This window comes from Streptomyces sp. NPDC048277, from assembly GCF_040652235.1.
Lineage (GTDB): Bacteria > Actinomycetota > Actinomycetes > Streptomycetales > Streptomycetaceae > Streptomyces.
Window position 1 is genome coordinate 330,034 of record NZ_JBEZLQ010000010.1, and the last position, 14,980, is coordinate 345,013.

At 71.0% G+C, this 14,980-nt stretch carries 13 protein-coding genes; 7 read left to right on the top strand and 6 right to left on the bottom strand.

Going from position 1 to position 14,980, the window contains the following annotated elements:
• Positions 1-14: 14 nt before the first annotated feature.
• The 4 genes from AB0D85_RS23460 to AB0D85_RS23475 all read right to left on the bottom strand — a co-directional run bounded on the left by AB0D85_RS23460 (position 15) and on the right by AB0D85_RS23475 (position 4,480).
• The gene (locus AB0D85_RS23460) at positions 15-824 is read right to left on the bottom strand and encodes a hypothetical protein (RefSeq protein WP_362323318.1); all 810 of its coding nucleotides are present in this window, start codon (positions 822-824) and stop codon (positions 15-17) included.
• A 151-nt stretch (positions 825-975) separates the two neighbouring features.
• Positions 976-1,893: an N-acetylmuramoyl-L-alanine amidase gene (locus AB0D85_RS23465; RefSeq protein WP_362323216.1), complete on the bottom strand. Its 918-nt coding sequence runs from the start codon at positions 1,891-1,893 to the stop codon at positions 976-978.
• A gap of 22 nt (positions 1,894-1,915) precedes the next feature.
• The gene (locus AB0D85_RS23470; RefSeq protein WP_362323321.1) at positions 1,916-2,566 is read right to left on the bottom strand and encodes a class I SAM-dependent methyltransferase; all 651 of its coding nucleotides are present in this window, start codon (positions 2,564-2,566) and stop codon (positions 1,916-1,918) included.
• Positions 2,567-2,725: 159 nt separating this feature from the next.
• The gene (locus AB0D85_RS23475; RefSeq protein WP_362323219.1) at positions 2,726-4,480 is read right to left on the bottom strand and encodes an MFS transporter; all 1,755 of its coding nucleotides are present in this window, start codon (positions 4,478-4,480) and stop codon (positions 2,726-2,728) included.
• Between the two features lie 192 nt (positions 4,481-4,672).
• Here AB0D85_RS23475 and AB0D85_RS23480 point away from each other — a divergent pair, with 192 nt between their 5' ends.
• The 4 genes from AB0D85_RS23480 to AB0D85_RS23495 all read left to right on the top strand — a co-directional run bounded on the left by AB0D85_RS23480 (position 4,673) and on the right by AB0D85_RS23495 (position 8,824).
• Positions 4,673-5,872, top strand: a complete 1,200-nt coding sequence (locus AB0D85_RS23480) for a lipid-transfer protein (RefSeq protein ID WP_362323222.1) — start codon at positions 4,673-4,675, stop codon at positions 5,870-5,872.
• Between the two features lie 73 nt (positions 5,873-5,945).
• Positions 5,946-7,367: an MFS transporter gene (locus AB0D85_RS23485; RefSeq protein WP_362323225.1), complete on the top strand. Its 1,422-nt coding sequence runs from the start codon at positions 5,946-5,948 to the stop codon at positions 7,365-7,367.
• A 96-nt stretch (positions 7,368-7,463) separates the two neighbouring features.
• Positions 7,464-8,003 (top strand): SigE family RNA polymerase sigma factor, encoded by a 540-nt coding sequence (locus AB0D85_RS23490; RefSeq protein ID WP_362323228.1) that lies wholly within the window; start codon positions 7,464-7,466, stop codon positions 8,001-8,003.
• Positions 8,003-8,824: a hypothetical protein gene (locus AB0D85_RS23495; protein ID WP_362323231.1), complete on the top strand. Its 822-nt coding sequence runs from the start codon at positions 8,003-8,005 to the stop codon at positions 8,822-8,824. The genes AB0D85_RS23490 and AB0D85_RS23495 overlap by 1 nt, the downstream gene beginning before the upstream one ends.
• A gap of 36 nt (positions 8,825-8,860) precedes the next feature.
• Here the strand turns inward: AB0D85_RS23495 and AB0D85_RS23500 are convergent, their stop codons facing one another.
• Positions 8,861-9,493, bottom strand: a complete 633-nt coding sequence (locus AB0D85_RS23500) for a response regulator transcription factor (RefSeq protein WP_362323324.1) — start codon at positions 9,491-9,493, stop codon at positions 8,861-8,863.
• A gap of 260 nt (positions 9,494-9,753) precedes the next feature.
• Between AB0D85_RS23500 and AB0D85_RS23505 the strand changes: the two genes are divergently transcribed.
• Positions 9,754-11,325, top strand: coding sequence for an alpha-L-arabinofuranosidase B (locus AB0D85_RS23505; RefSeq protein WP_362323234.1), 1,572 nt, complete (start codon positions 9,754-9,756; stop codon positions 11,323-11,325).
• Here the strand turns inward: AB0D85_RS23505 and AB0D85_RS23510 are convergent.
• Positions 11,303-12,574: a sensor histidine kinase gene (locus AB0D85_RS23510; RefSeq protein ID WP_362323237.1), complete on the bottom strand. Its 1,272-nt coding sequence runs from the start codon at positions 12,572-12,574 to the stop codon at positions 11,303-11,305. The two genes, AB0D85_RS23505 and AB0D85_RS23510, sit on opposite strands and share 23 nt — an antisense overlap.
• A 393-nt stretch (positions 12,575-12,967) precedes the next feature.
• Between AB0D85_RS23510 and AB0D85_RS23515 the strand changes: the two genes are divergently transcribed.
• Entirely contained in the window at positions 12,968-13,861 is an 894-nt protein-coding gene (locus AB0D85_RS23515; protein WP_362323240.1) for a MaoC/PaaZ C-terminal domain-containing protein, read from the top strand.
• A gap of 29 nt (positions 13,862-13,890) precedes the next feature.
• The gene (locus AB0D85_RS23520; protein WP_362323243.1) at positions 13,891-14,967 is read left to right on the top strand and encodes a Zn-dependent alcohol dehydrogenase; all 1,077 of its coding nucleotides are present in this window, start codon (positions 13,891-13,893) and stop codon (positions 14,965-14,967) included.
• Positions 14,968-14,980 lie beyond the last annotated feature (13 nt).

Sequence of the window (14,980 nt, forward strand, 5' to 3'; positions counted from 1 at the left end):
CGTCACGGGCCGGTTCAGCCGCGCTGGATCCCGGAGGTGTCCTGCAGCACGCCACGGCGGCCGTCCTGCGTCTGCGCCACCAGAGCGCCACCGCGCTGCTCGACCGCCAAGTACCAGGTGCCGGGCGCCAGTTCGGCGATCGGCGCGGCTGAGCCGTCCTCCGCGAACAGCGGCCGCGACACCGGAACGGCGAACCAGAACGGCGAGAAGTCGGGGGCCGGCTGCTGCTGCGCCGCGACCGGGGGCTGCTGCTGGCCGAAGGGCTGACCGGGCTGCGGCTGCGCGCCGTACGGCTGGCCGGGCTGCGGGCCGCCGGCACCGGGGTAGCCGTAACCGCCGGGCGGCTGGGCGCCGTAGGGCTGCGGGGCGGGCGGCTTGGGAGCCGGGATCAGAGCCGCCTGCAGAGCAGGGACCAGCGGGCCGGCGACCGCGGCCGCGGCCAGCACCAGGGCCGCGATCAGGCCGAGGATCAGACCCGAACCCGCGCCGACGTCAAGGCTCTTGAACTCGTCGGTGAAGGGGCCCAGCGGGTCGAGGGTCGACCAGAGCGCGGTCCACGCGGAGAACACCGTGAGACCGACGCCGATCTGGCCCAGGTCGAGCCCGACGACCTTGAGCGGCTGCGGCAGCGCGCGGGACAGGACGATCAGGACCGCGCCGGCGATGCCGCCGACGTACATGCTCATCACCAGGCCGAGGTTGTCCCAGGCGTTCGGGGCACCGTTGCCGGACTTGTCGAACGTGTCGAGGAACGACGCGATGAACAGCAACACCGCTGCTCCGATCACCACGCCGTCGCCTCTAGTGAGGGAGCGGATATTCACTTCAGGTCCTTCGTAGGTCGTCTCGTCGGCGGAGGAGGCGTCGCGGAATGTGCCCCTCATCCTAGGAATCGATCGCAGGATCGTAGGAATCTTAGGAGGGACACTATCGTCCGAACGATCAGGGTGTCCGCCCGGACCTGTCCGCCGGTGCCTACCCGCGCAGGAAACTCACGATTCCCTCAGAGATTCCCTGCGCCGCCTTCTGCCGCCAGGACCCGCTGGTCAGCAGTGCCGCGTCCTTGCTGTCGCGCATGTTGCCGCACTCGATGAAGACCTTGGGAACCGTTGACAGATTGAGACCGCCGAGGTCCTTGCGTACGTCGAGACCTGTGCCGTTGCCCACGTAGTTGGACGGCGCGCTGCCCGTGACCTTCGCGAAGTCGCTCTCGACGCGTTCGCCGAGGGTGCGCGAGGAGGCGAGGATCGGGCGGGTGTCGGCGGCGCCGGAGTGCACGGACGCGGGCAGGATGACATGGAAGCCGCGGTCGCCCTCGGGCGCTCCGTCGGCGTGGATGGAGATGGCCGCGTCGGCGTGCGCGGCGTTCCCGATCTCCGCGCGCCTGTTCACACACGGCCCCCACGCGGGCTGGTCCCCGTCATGGGTCAGCTTCACCGTCGCGCCCTGCTTCTCCAGCAGCACCCGCAGCCGGTGCGCGACGTCGAGGGTGAACCGGGCCTCGCTGTAACCGGCGTTGGTGGACGTCCCTGTCGTGTCGCACTCCTTCCAGTTCGTCCCGATGTTCACCTTCTGGTTGATCTCGGACGGGTGCTGGAAGTTGCCGGGGTTGTGCCCCGGGTCGATCACGACGACCTTGCCCTTGAGCGACAGGCCGGACGGAACCGCACTCGGGGTGGGCACCTTGGCGTCGTCGGTCGGCGTCAGGCTCGCCGACCGGGGCGTCGCCGCGTTCGCCTGGCCGGAGCCACTCCCGCCGGGCCCGCCCACCGCCTCGTACACCGCCCATCCGAGCAGCGCACCGGGCACCAGCGCGGCGAGACCGACAGTGAGCGGCGCCCGCCGGGACCGGCGCTGCTGCGGGGGATCGAATTCCGGGCCTGTGTACGACACGTCTGCGACTCTAACCGCGCCCTCAGATCCCTGCCTCGGTTCGCCGCAGGACGCGCAGCGAGTCGTGGGCCGACACCTCCGTGAACGCGCCCGACTCCAGGGCACGGAGGTAGACGCGGTAAGGGGCCTGCCCCGTGAACTCGTCCTTCGGGTCGGGAAAGACGTCGTGGATCAGCAGAAGCCCGCCTTGGGCCACATGGGGGGCCCAGCCCTCGTAGTCGGCCGTGGCGTGCTCGTCGGTGTGCCCGCCGTCGATGAAGACGAACCCGAGCGGCGAGTTCCAGAAGGCCGCGATCTGCGGGGAGCGGCCGACGACCGCGACGACATGGTCTTCGAGCCCGGCGCGGTGCAGGGTGCGGCGGAAGGCCGGCAGTGTGTCCATCAGGCCGATCTCCGGGTCGACCGTCTCCGGGTCGTGGTAGTCCCACCCCGGCTGCTGCTCCTCGCTGCCCCGGTGATGGTCGACGGTGAGCGCGGTCACCCCGGCCGCGCGGGCGGCATCGGCGACCAGGAGAGTGGACCGCCCGCAGTACGTCCCCACCTCGAGGAGGGGAAGACCGAGCTTCCCGGCTTCGACAGCGGCGGCGTACAACGCCAGCCCCTCGTCCACGGGCATGAACCCCTTGGCCTTCTCGAACGCGGCGAGGATCTCGGGCTCGGGCGCTGCCATCAGGGTCCCTTCGGTCGTACGACGCTCTCGACGCCCCATGCTGCCGCACCCCCCGCCGGCGAACCGACAGGGGGTGCGGAAGCGCCCCGTCAGGGGCGCGGGGAACTGCGCGACCAGCCCCCACGGCGCCGCACCCGCCATACGGCCGGTCGCGGCACCGCGCTACGCGCTGACAGTCTCACCCGGCAACGAAAGATCAAGGTCAACCGCCCGGACGTCACCGGCATGTGTAGCCGAAGAAGCCAACGGCCCATGCCCCACCGCCTTCGCGGCCAGCACATACGCCCCCTCCGCCGGCACGGCGAGCGCATACGTCCCGTCGTCACCGGACAGCGTGGCCCCCGCCTGCCGCCCCCGCCGGTCGATCAGCGTCACCTTCGCGCGGGCGACCGGCGCACCGTCGGCGGACAGCACCCGGCCGCGGAAGCCCCGCAGCACCTGCTCGGCGTTGGCCAGCGCGGCGTCCTCCTCGCTGCTCGCCCGCAGCTGCGTGTGCTGGGCGGCCTCCGCCGCCGGCAGGCTCCGCTTCGGCAGGAACAGCGCGAGCACCAGGCCCACGGCCACCGCACCCGTCGCGATCAGGAAGGACACCCGGAAGCCGTGCATCGTCGGGATGGCGACACCGCCCACGTTGTTCGCCGTGTTCGCCAGCACCATGCCGATGACGGCGCTGGACACGGACGTACCGATGGACCGCATCAGTGTGTTGAGACCGTTCGCCGCACCCGTCTCCGACGCCGGGACCGCGCCCACGATGAGCGCCGGCAGGGAGGAGTAGGCGAGGCCGATACCCGCACCCAGCACCACCGCGATGACCAGGCTCTGCCAGGGCGCGCTCATCAGGCCGAGCCCCGCGCCGTAGCCGACGGCGATGATCAGCATGCCGAGGATCAGGGTGGTCTTGGGGCCGTACTTGGCGGAGAGACGGGCGTACACCGGGGCCGTGAACATCATCGTCAGGCCCAGCGGGGCGACCAGCAGACCCGCGCTGACCATCGACTGGCCGAGGCCGTAGCCCGTGGCCTTCGGGAGCTGGAGCAGCTGCGGAAGGACCAGCGAGACGACGTAGAAGCTGACGCCGACCATGATCGAGGCGAGGTTGGTGAACAGCACCGCGGGGCGCGCGGTCGTGCGCAGGTCGACCAGCGGGGCCGAGTGGCGCAGTTCGAACACGCCCCAGAGCAGGAGGACGGCGACCGACGCGGCGAACAGACCGAGCGTGGACCCGGACGACCAGCCCCAGTCGCTGCCCTTGGTGATGGGGAGGAGGAGCAGCACCAGACCGGTGGACAGGCCCAGCGCGCCGACGACGTCGAAGGAGCCCTCCGCGCGCATCGGGGATTCCGGTACGACCAGGAGGGTCAGGGCTATGGAGAGCGCGCCGAGGCCGGCGGCGCCGTAGAACAGGGCGTGCCAGTTCGTGTGCTGCGCGACCAGGGCCGCGGCGGGCAGCGCGAGACCGCCGCCGACGCCGATCGAGGAGCTCATCAGGGCCATCGCCGAGCCGAGCTTCTCGCGGGGCAGCATGTCGCGCATCAGGCCGATGCCCAGCGGGATCGCGCCCATGGCGAAGCCCTGGAGGGCGCGGCCCACGATCATCGTGAGCAGCTGGCTGGTGAGCGCGCTGACCAGCGCGCCGACCACCATGACGGCGAGGCTGAGGATGAGCATCTTCCGCTTGCCGTACAGGTCGCCGAGGCGGCCCATGATCGGAGTGGCCACGGCGCCCGACAGGAGCGTCGAGGTCAGGACCCAGGTGGCGTTGCTGGGCTCGGTGCCCAGCAGCTGCGGCAGGTCCTTGATGACCGGAACGAGCAGGGTCTGCATCACCGCGACCACGATGCCCGCGAAGGCGAGGACCGGGACCAGGGCCCCGCTCGCGCCCCGGGTGGGCTGGTCGGTCGTCGTGTGCGTCATTGAGTGAGGCCTCCGGGCCAAGAGAGTGACGGAAAGGGAGCCGTAGCGGGCGTAGGTGCTGGATAAACCTCGTATGCACAGGCAACTATTCCGTTGCTTCGAGCTGCTAACGAATCCTTGACCGTCCCATGGGTTTCTGATCTTCCGTCAGGGTCTGGCCTCTTGGTGGAACGTGTTCTAGTCTCACGCGCCATGAGAGCCGTGAAGGCGTATGTCGCCGGGGTCGGGATGACCAAGTTCGAGAAGCCCGAGACCCGTGACTGGCAGTACTGGGACATGGTCCGGGAGGCGGGCGGCTCCGCGCTCGCCGATGCCGGGATCTCGTACAGCGAGGTGGAACAGGTTCCGATCGGCTACTGCTTCCAGCCCTCCACGGCCGGTCAGCGCGCCGCGTACGAACTGGGGCTCACCGGCGTCCCCGTCTACAACGTCAACAACAACTGCGCCACCGGCGCGACCGCTCTGATGCTCGCCCGGCAGCTCGTCGAGGGCGGCGCGGCCGACTGCGTACTGGCCCTGGGCTTCGAGAAGATGAAGAAGGGCGCGCTGGGGAGCGGGGCCGACGGCGGGGACTTCTCGACCTCCCCGGTCGCCCGGCACTACGGCGTCATGGCCGCCCGGCACGGCTTCGAGATGACCCCGCCCACCGCGCAGATCTTCGGCGACGCGGCCCGCGAGCACATGGAGCGGTACGGCACGACGGAGGCGCAGCTCGCCGCCGTCGCGGCCAAGAACCACCGGCACTCGGCGAACAACCCGTACGCCCAGTTCCAGGACGTGTACGAGGTCGACGACATCCTCGCCGCCCGCACGGTCCACCGCCCGCTCACCAAACTCCAGTGCTCGCCCACCTCGGACGGCGCGGCGGCGACCGTGGTCGTCTCGGAGCGGTTCGCCGAACGGCGCGGGCTCACCGGCCTCGTCGAGATCGTCGCGCAGGCGATGACGACCGACACCGAGGAGTCCTTCGCCTCGGGCTCGTGCATCGACGTCGTAGGGCAGCCGATGTCCCGCGCGGCGGCCCGCCAGGTGTACGACCGTTCCGGCCTCGGCATCGAGGACGTCGACGTCGTCGAACTGCACGACTGCTTCTCGGTCAACGAGCTGCTGACGTACGAGGCGCTCGGCATGTGCGCCCTCGGCGAGTCGGGCAAGCTGGTCGAGTCCGGTGCCACGACATACGGCGGGCGCTGGGTGGTGAACCCCTCCGGAGGACTCATCTCCAAGGGGCATCCGCTCGGCGCGACCGGGCTCGCGCAGACCGCCGAGCTGGTGTGGCAACTGCGCGGGACGGCGGGGGACCGGCAGGTGGCGGGGGCGCGGGTGGGGCTCGCGCACAACATCGGGCTGGGCGGGGCGGCCGTGGTGACGCTGCTGCGCAGGGCGGTGTAGGCCGTACGGCCGAGGGCCGGGTGGGTCGAAAAGCCGATGGATCGGCCGCAACCGAGTTGAGAGCATGACAGTCATGCTCGAAGCCGCGGACACCTCCCGAATATCCCGTCGTACCGCGCTTCCCACCTGGCTGGTGGTGTCGCTGGCGTGCGCCGGTCAGTTCCTGGTCGTGCTCGACGTGTCCGTCGTGAACGTGGCGCTGCCGTCGATGGGCGCCGATCTGGGGCTGAGCGCGTCCGGGCTGCAGTGGGTGGTGAACGCGTACGCCATCGCCTTCGCCGGGTTCATGCTGCTCGGCGGACGGGCCGGTGACCTGTACGGCCGCAAGCGGATGTTCCTGGTCGGGCTCGGGCTGTTCACGCTGGCCTCGCTCTGCGGCGGGCTCGCCCAGGACGGCTGGCAGCTGCTGCTCGCCCGCGCCGTGCAGGGACTGGGGGCCGCGGTGCTGGCGCCCTCGACGCTGACGCTGCTCACGGCCGCCGTGCCGGAGGGCGCGGCGCGGGCACGGGCGGTCGCCACCTGGACGGCGGTGGGCGCCGGGGGCGGCGCGGCCGGCGGGCTGGTCGGCGGGGTGCTGGTGGACGTGCTCTCCTGGCGCTGGGTGCTGCTGATCAACGTGCCGGTGGGTGCGCTCGTCCTCGCCGGATCGCTGCGGTGGCTGGTGGAGAGCCGGGCCGGGGAGGGCCGGCGGCTCGACCTGCCCGGCGCGCTGCTGGTGACGGCGGGCCTCGGGACCCTGGCGTACGGCATCTCGCAGACCGAGGCGAAGGGGTGGACGGCGGCCGCCCCCCTGGTCGCGCTGGCCGTCGGGCTCGCGCTGCTTGGGCTGTTCCTGGCGGTCGAGGCGCGTACGGCGGCCCCGTTGATGCCGCTCGGACTGCTGGGCCGGCGGCCGGTGGCGTCCGCCAACGCGGCCATGCTGATCTCCGGCTCGGCGATGTTCTGCATGTGGTACTTCATGACGCTCTACGCCCAGAACGTCCTCGGCTACTCCCCGCTGGAGGCCGGCCTCGCCCTGATGCCCAGCTCGGTCGCGGTGCTCGTCGGCTCCAAACTGGCGCCACGGCTGATGCGCCGGGCGGGGGCGCGGGCGGTGGCGGTGGCGGGCACGCTCGTCGCGGTGACCGGGTTCGGCTGGCAGTCGACGATGGGCCCGCACGGCGCCTATCCGACGGCGATCATGTGCCCCGGCATCCTGATGATGCTCGGCGCGGGCCTGGCCGCGACCCCGCTGGCCTCGCTGGCCACGTCCGGGGCGGCGCCGACGGAGGCCGGGCTGCTGTCGGGGCTCATCAACACCTCGCGCACGATGGGCGGTTCGCTGGGGCTCGCGGTGATGTCGACGATCGCCGCGGCCCGGACCGGCGGGGACGGCGGGGCGGCCGCCCTGACGGAGGGGTACGCGGCAGCCTTCCGCACCAGCACCGGGTTGCTGCTGGCCGGGGCGGTGCTGATGCTGCTGTGGCTGCCGCGCCGGAGAGTCTCCGCGGGGTAGGCCGGAGAGTCTCCGAGGGGTGGGCCGGAAAGTTCCGGCGCGGCAGGCAACGGTCCGGGGGGCTCGTGGACTCCTCTTTACATCTAGGAGGTGCCCATGGGGGAGCGGAAGGACGCTCGGAGCGAGGAGTTCCAGAGCTTCATGATCGGCCGCTGGCCGCGGCTGATGCGTACGGCATTTCTCCTCACGGGGGAGCAGCACGCCGCCGAGGACCTGGTCCAGTCGACGCTCGAACAGGTCTTCGTGGCCTGGCGGAAGGTCGGCTCGGCCGACGACCCGGAGGCGTATGTACGGCGCGTGATGATCAACGCGCATGCGCGCCGGCACAGAAGGAAACTCAAGGAGTTCCTCGCGCCCAGGGACGACTCGGGCCTGGTGCGCGAGGTGCCCGACACGGGGGACCGGATCGCCCAGGCCGACGACCGCAGCGCCCTGCTCGAGGCGCTCGCCCAACTGCCGCCGCGGCAGCGGGAGGCGGTGGTGCTGCGTTACTGGGAGGACCTGACGGAGACCCAGGCGGCCGAGGCGATGGGCTGCTCGGTCGGCACGGTCAAGAGCAACGCGGCCAAGGGGATCGCGAAACTCCGTGCCATACCGGGACTGGCCGACATGGTGACGCAGGGAGGGCACAACTGATGAGCGCGGACCGGGAGAACCAGGACATGACACAGACGGAGTCGGACATCGCGCTCCTCCTCGCGGACGCCGCGGACGGGGTCGAGATCGGTATAGCCCCCGTCCAGGCGGTGATGCGCGGCGGCCGGCGACGCCGGACCCGGCGCTGGGCGGTGGCGGCGGCCACGGCGGTGGTGGTGCTGGGCGGATCGGCGGGGGCGACACTGGCGTTCGCGGGGCTGCCGGGGGAGCACCACCGGACAGAGGTGGCGGCCAAGCCGTCGTCTCCTGAGGCGCGGCATGTGTACGAGCCGCAGCGGACCGAGCTTGCGCGGGGAACCTACCGGGGCAAGGAGTGGCATGCCACCGTCCAGCTGTGGGGGGCGCCGCGCGACGAGGCGGAGGCGGACCGGCAGTTCGACGCCATGGCCGAGCTGGGGCTGAAACCGGCGGAGGTCCGCAAGCCGGCCGACCTGATCGGCAAGATCTCGTTCTTCGTGACCCGGAGTTACGGCGACGACCACGCCCAGCAGGTCATGTTCAACACCGTCAGCAAGCTGGAGCCTTTTGCCGACACGGACCTGGAGGCGATCGCGACCCGGTTCTCACCCGGTGCCGAGAGCTCGGGGCGGCTGGTGATCGGCATGGTCGCGAGGACCGCCCAGGAGGTCACCTGCCACTGGAAGGACGGCCTCAGCAGCGTGGCCCGTCCGGCCGTCGGCTTCTCGGCCCACGACGACGGAAACGCGATCCGCGAGGCCGACGGCTTCACCACGGTGAACTGGTTCGTGTGCGTCGCTCCACAGGGCACGTCCTACCAGTCGGCGGAGGTGACGAAGTAGCCACGACACAGCCACGGCCGCGGCCCGCCCGGGAGGTCAGAGCCACCCCTGCTGCCGGGCCTCCCGTACCGCCTCCGCGCGGTTGCGGGTGCCGGTCTTGCCGATCGCGGCGGAGAGGTAGTTGCGGACCGTCGACTCCGACAGATGCAGCTTCGCCGCGATGTCGGCGACGGTCGCGCCGTCCACCGACGCCTTCAGCACGTCGCACTCGCGGGCGGTGAGCGGGTTCGGCCCGGCGCTGAGCGCGGCCGCGGCGAGCGCCGGGTCCACCACGGTCTCCCCGGTGAGCACCCGCCGGATCGCCTGGGCCAGCTCCTCCACCGGTCCGTCCTTGACGAGGAAGCCGGCCGCCCCGGCGTCCATGGCCCGGCGCAGATAGCCGGGCCGGCCGAAGGTGGTGAGGATCAGCACCCGGCAGTCGGGCGCCTGCTCCCGCAGGTCCGCCGCCGCGTCGAGCCCGCTCCTGCCCGGCAGTTCGATGTCGAGGAGGGCCACGTCGGGCCGGTGGGCGAGCGCCGCGTCCACGATCGCGTCGCCCGTCCCGACCTGGGCGACGACCTCGATGTCCGGCTCCATGCCGAGCAGTAAGGCGAGCGCCCCGCGCATCATCCCCTGGTCCTCGGCGAGCAGCACCCTGATGGACTTGGCGGGCCGGTGGGACCTGGGCATCTCGTTCGCAGGCTCGTACACAGGCCAAGCGTAGCTTCAGGGGCGGCAATTAAAGAGTAGTCATTGTTCCGGTCCGCAGGTCTTGACGGCGGTTGACCGTGCTCAAACAATCACCTCTGCAATTCCCCGAATGGTCGGCGAATGGTCGGCATTTCGACAGCTGAATAGGTTCGGTATTTCGATCGAACGGCGTTCGGTATACCGACCAAGAACCCGCACCGCCCTACGAGGAACCGAAGAAGAGGTGCATCGTGTTCTCAGTGCCCCTACGAGCCGCACGCTCCTGTCCGCCACGGCTGAAGAGAGCCGTGCTGTCCGTGCTCGCGGCGTTCGCGACCATCGCCGCGCTCGTCATCGGGACCGGCGCCCCCCAGGCGTCCGCGGCGAGTTCGCTGCCCTGTGACGTCTACGCCGCCGCCGGCACACCGTGCGTCGCCGCGCACAGCATGGTCCGGGCGCTGTACTCGTCGTACAGCGGCTCGCTCTACCAGGTGCAGCGCGCCTCGGACAGCGCCACGGCCAACATCGGCCTGCTGTCCACCGGCGGATACGCCAACGCGGCCGCGCAGAACTCCTTCTGTGCCGGTACCACCTGCATCATCACCAAGATCTACGACCAGTCCGCCAAGCACAACGACCTCACCGTCGAGGGCGCGGGCGGGGCCGGGTCGGCCGACGTCGGATCCCCGGCGGACGCGCTGCCGGTGACCGTCGGCGGGCACCAGGTCTACGGCCTGGAGATCTCGGCCGGCATGGGCTACCGCAACGACGCCACCTCGGGAGTCGCCACCAACGGCGCCGCCGAGGGGATGTACATGGTCACCTCCGGCACCCATGTGAACGGCAGCTGCTGCTTCGACTACGGCAACGCCGAGACCAACAACAAGGACACCGGCAACGGCCACATGGACGCCATCAACTTCGGCACCGAATGCTGGTTCTCGCCCTGCTACGGCTCGGGCCCCTGGGTGCAGGCGGACCTGGAGAACGGGCTGTTCGAGTCCAACCTCGGCTACAGCACGAACTCGTCCAACACGGGTACGGGTGCCCTGCCGTTCGTCACCGCTTTGCTGAAGAACAACGGCCAGGACCATTTCGCACTGAAATGGGGAAACGCGCAATCGGGCGGTCTCACCACCACGTATTCCGGCAGTGAGCCCACCACCAGCAGTGGTTACTCGCCCATGCACCAGGAGGGCGCGATCGTCCTCGGCACCGGCGGCGACAACAGCAACGGCTCCATCGGCTCGTTCTTCGAGGGCGTGATGACGTCCGGCATCCCGACCGACGCCGCCGACGACGCCGTCCAGTCCGACATCGTCTCCGTCGGCTACGGCGGCGCGACCGGCTCCACCGGCAGCCTCGGCTCCGCCTCGGAGATCTCCCTCCAGGCCACGACGTCCTGCTGCACCACGGACTACGTCCGCCACCAGAACAACGCCGGCGTCCTGTCCGCCATCACCTCCAGCAGCTCCACCCTCGACAAGAACGACGCCACCTGGATCGTCCGCCCCGGCCTCGCCGACAGCTCCTGCGTCTCCTTCGAGTCGCGGAACTACCCGGGTGACTACCTGCGCCACTACAACTTCAAGATCTACCGGCAGCCCATGGACGGCACCACCACGTTCAGACAGGACGCCACCTTCTGTCCGACGACAGGGAAGAGCGGCACGGGTACCTCGTTCGCCTCGTACAACTATCCGACGAAATACCTGCGCCACTACAACTACAACCTCTACATAGCGAGCGACGGCGGCTCCAACGCCTGGGACACCGCCACGTCGTGGACCGACGACGTGAGCTGGGCCGTCAGCTCGCCGTGGGCACCTTAGGGGCCGCTGAGGTCAGCAACTCCACCGCCTCGGTGGGGAGTTCCGCGGTGACCGTGAAGCCGCCGCGCGGCGACGGGCCGGCCCTGAGGGAGCCGCCCGCCGCCGCGAGGCGCTCGGTCAGCCCCTTCAGGCCGGTGCCGCCGATGCCCTCGCAGCGGGGTTCGGCGGCCGCCGCGCCCGTGCCGTCGTCGGTGACCGTCAGCCGGACCTGCTCGCTGCCGCTGTCCACGGTGATCTCGCAGCGGCGGGCGTCGCTGTGCCGGACCACGTTGGTGACGGCCTCGCGCACCACCCAGCCGAGCAGCGTCTCGGTCCCCGGCGCGAGCGGGGTCCCGGACTGGCTGACCACCGGCTCGATGCTCGCCGCGGAGAGCGCCGAGCGGGCCCGGGTGAGCTCGGTGGCGAGGCTGCCCTCGCGGTAGCCCGTCACCGCCTCCCGGATCTCGGTGAGCGCCTGCCGGCCGACCGACTCGATGTCGGAGATCTGCGACAGCGCCGCGTCCATGTCGCGGGGCGCGAGCCGCCGGGCCGCCTCCGACTTGACGACGATCACCGAGAGCGTGTGCCCGAGCAGGTCGTGCAGATCCCGGGAGAACCGCATTCGCTCCTTCTCCACCGCGCGCCGGGCCAGCTCCTCGCGGGCGGCGCGCAGCTCCCGTACGGCCTCGGAGAGGGAGAGGATCGCGGCGGTGATCATCGTCGACAGGAAGGTGCCGTAGGCGATCGTGATGGCGTCGGAGCCGTCCCGGTACCAGGAGACCGCGCACGCGAAGGCGGCCAGGGAAATGCCCGCCCGGCCCAGCCAGGGCCCGCGCAGCACCGCGCCCGTGGCGAGGCCGAGCAGCGGGAAGAACATCAGCCAGTTGCCGCCGTAGCCGAGGGCCAGGCCCGTGGTCAGCAGGCCCATCAGCAGCAGGGCGACCCGGGTGGAGGTGGTCTCCCGGGCCTCCTTGTGGAAGGAGCGGAAGGCCACGTAGACGTACAGCGAGTTGAAGGCGAGCAGGCCGAGGCCGCCGATCCACGGGTTCGGGGTCTTGCCCTGGACCAGGTTGGAGAAGGAGCCCATCCCCATCAGCAGCCAGGGGAGCAGGGCGAAGCCGGTGGGCGGCGGGCCCGGGTGCTCCGGCTCCGCACCCTTCTTGCGGGCGGCCTTCTGCTGCTCCTTGAAGCGCGCCATGTCCTCCCGCCACAGGGCACGCACCGTCTGCAGGCTGCTCACCTGGCACATCACTTTCCGCCACCACACCATGTCCCGGTTCCCCCGATCTGTACTCTCCGGCGAGTACGACCCTACGGAAGGGAACGGCGGCGCGGCAGAGGCGGTTGTACCGCCTCGGGCAGGACAAATGTCATGGCCGCAGACGGTCCGGGCACCGCCACATCTGACACGACGTCAGGAGCCTTCACAAGTGCGGAGCACTGGGCTATACAAGGGGCGCTGGACTGGAACGCGTTCTAGGGGGTGTCCGGCGGATCAGGTCGGCTACAGGAGACGGTGCTTCCTCGCCGACCGCGTGCGTGCCAGGGCTCGCGACGCCGACGTGATCCGCCGGACACCCCCTGAACACGCCCCGTGGACGACCTCGGTGCGGCCGACGGTGCGGACGGTCGTGCCGAGGTCTTGAGACACCTCAGGAGCCGTATGCCCATCGACGCAGCCAAGGCCCTCGCCGCCGAACCCCGGTCCGGGGAGATCCGTTGGGAGCGCCGGGACGTCCAGCTCTATCACCTGGGCATCGGCGCGGGCCGCCCCGCCACCGACCCCGACGAGCTGCGCTACACCCTGGAGTCCAGGCTGCAGGTGCTGCCCAGCTTCGCCACCGTCGCGGGCGCCGGCTCGCCCGGAGTGATCAGCGGACTGTCCATGCCGGGTGTCGACGTCGACCTCGCCAAGGTGCTGCACGGCGGCCAGTCCCTCACCCTGCACCGCCCCATCCCCGTCGAGGGCACCGCGACCGCGACCGGCCGGATCGCCGCCGTGTACGACAAGGGCAAGGCGGCGGTCCTGGTGATGCGCACCGAGGTCGCGGACGCCGACGGCCCGCTGTGGACCAACGACGCGCAGATCTTCGTACGGGGGGAAGGGGGATGGGGCGGCGACCGCGGTCCCGCCACCCGCCTGGAACCTCCCTCCGGCGAGCCCGACCGGACCGTGGAGCGCCCGATCCGCGAGGACCAGGCCCTCCTCTACCGGCTCTCCGGCGACTACAACCCGCTGCACGCCGACCCGGAGTTCGCCAAGCTCGCCGGCTTCGACCGGCCCATCCTGCACGGGCTGTGCACCTACGGCATGACGCTCAAGGCGGTCGTGGACACCCTGCTCGGCGGGGACGTGAGCAGGGTGCGGTCGTACACGACCCGGTTCGCCGGGGTGGTGTACCCGGGGGAGACCCTGCGCATCCGCATGTGGCGCAGCGACGGGGAGGTCCGGGTCGCCGTCAGCGCCGGCATGGGGGTCCCCCCGCGCGAGCGAAGCCGAGCGTGGGGGAGGGACGACGCGCCCGTCCTCGCCGACACGATCGTCGAACACTCTTGATCCAGTGAGCAGTTGAGGGGAGCCGCACCATGCGCGCAGCCGTACTGCACGAGATCGGCCAGGAGAAGCTGGAGGTCCTCGACGACGTCGAGGCGGTGGGGTTCGGGCCCGGCAGGGTGAGAATCCGGGTGCGTGCCACGGGGCTGTGCCACTCGGACCTGTCGGCGATGAGCGGGGTGCTGCCGCAGCCCGGGCCGTTCGTGCCGGGGCACGAGGGCGCGGGCGAGGTCCTGGAGGTGGGGGAGGGCGTCACCCGGGTGAAGCCCGGCGACCGGGTGGTGGTCTGCTGGCTGCCGGCCTGCGGCGCGTGTCCTGCCTGCAGGCGCGGGCAGACGGAGCTGTGCCTGGCCGGGTTCATGAACGCCGGCACCCCCAACTTCAAGCGCCCCACCGGTGATGTCTTCGGCTTCGCGGGCACCGGCACCTTCGCGGAGGAGGTCGTGGTGGACGCCGGGTGCGCGGTGCCGATCCCCGACGACGTGCCCTTCGACATCGCCGCGCTGATCGGGTGCGGGGTGACCACCGGGCTCGGCGCGGCCCTCAACACGGCGGATGTGGAGGCCGGTTCGTCGGTCGCGGTCATCGGGTGCGGGGGCGTCGGGATCTCGGCGATCCAGGGCGCGCGGCTCAAGGGCGCGGCCGAGATCGTCGCCGTCGACCCGGTCGCCTCCCGGCGCGAGTCGGCCCTCAGGTTCGGCGCGACGAAGGCCGTCTCGCCGGACGAACTGCCCGGCGCCAAGCAGGAGGTCACCGCGGGCGAGGGCTTCGACTACGTCTTCGAGGTCGTCGGCAAGTCCGCCACCGCCCGCACGGCGTACGAGAACACCCGGCGCGGCGGCACCCTCGTGGTCGTCGGCGCGGGCGCCATGGACGACTTCCTCCAGCTCAACATGTTCGAGCTGTTCTTCGACGAGAAGCGGATCCTGCCGTCGATGTACGGCGGCGGTGACGTGGTCCGTTCCTACGAGCGGACGATCGCCCTGTGGCGGGCGGGCCGCATCGACCTGGAGGGCCTGATCACCCACCGGGTGCCGCTGACGGAGATCAACGAGGCGCTGGACCAGATGCGCACGGGCACGGCCCTGCGTACCTGCATAGAGATCTGATGGGGAGCAGTCG

What these genes read in the sequence shown, in the direction of transcription:
- AB0D85_RS23500 (WP_362323324.1), bottom strand. Translation starts at nt 9,493, where the DNA reads ATGCCCAGGTCCCACCGGCCCGCCAAGTCCATCAGGGTGCTGCTCGCC.
- AB0D85_RS23515 (WP_362323240.1), top strand. Translation starts at nt 12,968, where the DNA reads ATGCCCATCGACGCAGCCAAGGCCCTCGCCGCCGAACCCCGGTCCGGG.
- AB0D85_RS23490 (WP_362323228.1), top strand. Translation starts at nt 7,464, where the DNA reads ATGGGGGAGCGGAAGGACGCTCGGAGCGAGGAGTTCCAGAGCTTCATG.
- AB0D85_RS23475 (WP_362323219.1), bottom strand. Translation starts at nt 4,480, where the DNA reads ATGACGCACACGACGACCGACCAGCCCACCCGGGGCGCGAGCGGGGCC.
- AB0D85_RS23480 (WP_362323222.1), top strand. Translation starts at nt 4,673, where the DNA reads ATGAGAGCCGTGAAGGCGTATGTCGCCGGGGTCGGGATGACCAAGTTC.
- AB0D85_RS23485 (WP_362323225.1), top strand. Translation starts at nt 5,946, where the DNA reads ATGCTCGAAGCCGCGGACACCTCCCGAATATCCCGTCGTACCGCGCTT.
- AB0D85_RS23510 (WP_362323237.1), bottom strand. Translation starts at nt 12,574, where the DNA reads ATGGTGTGGTGGCGGAAAGTGATGTGCCAGGTGAGCAGCCTGCAGACG.
- AB0D85_RS23520 (WP_362323243.1), top strand. Translation starts at nt 13,891, where the DNA reads ATGCGCGCAGCCGTACTGCACGAGATCGGCCAGGAGAAGCTGGAGGTC.
- AB0D85_RS23495 (WP_362323231.1), top strand. Translation starts at nt 8,003, where the DNA reads ATGAGCGCGGACCGGGAGAACCAGGACATGACACAGACGGAGTCGGAC.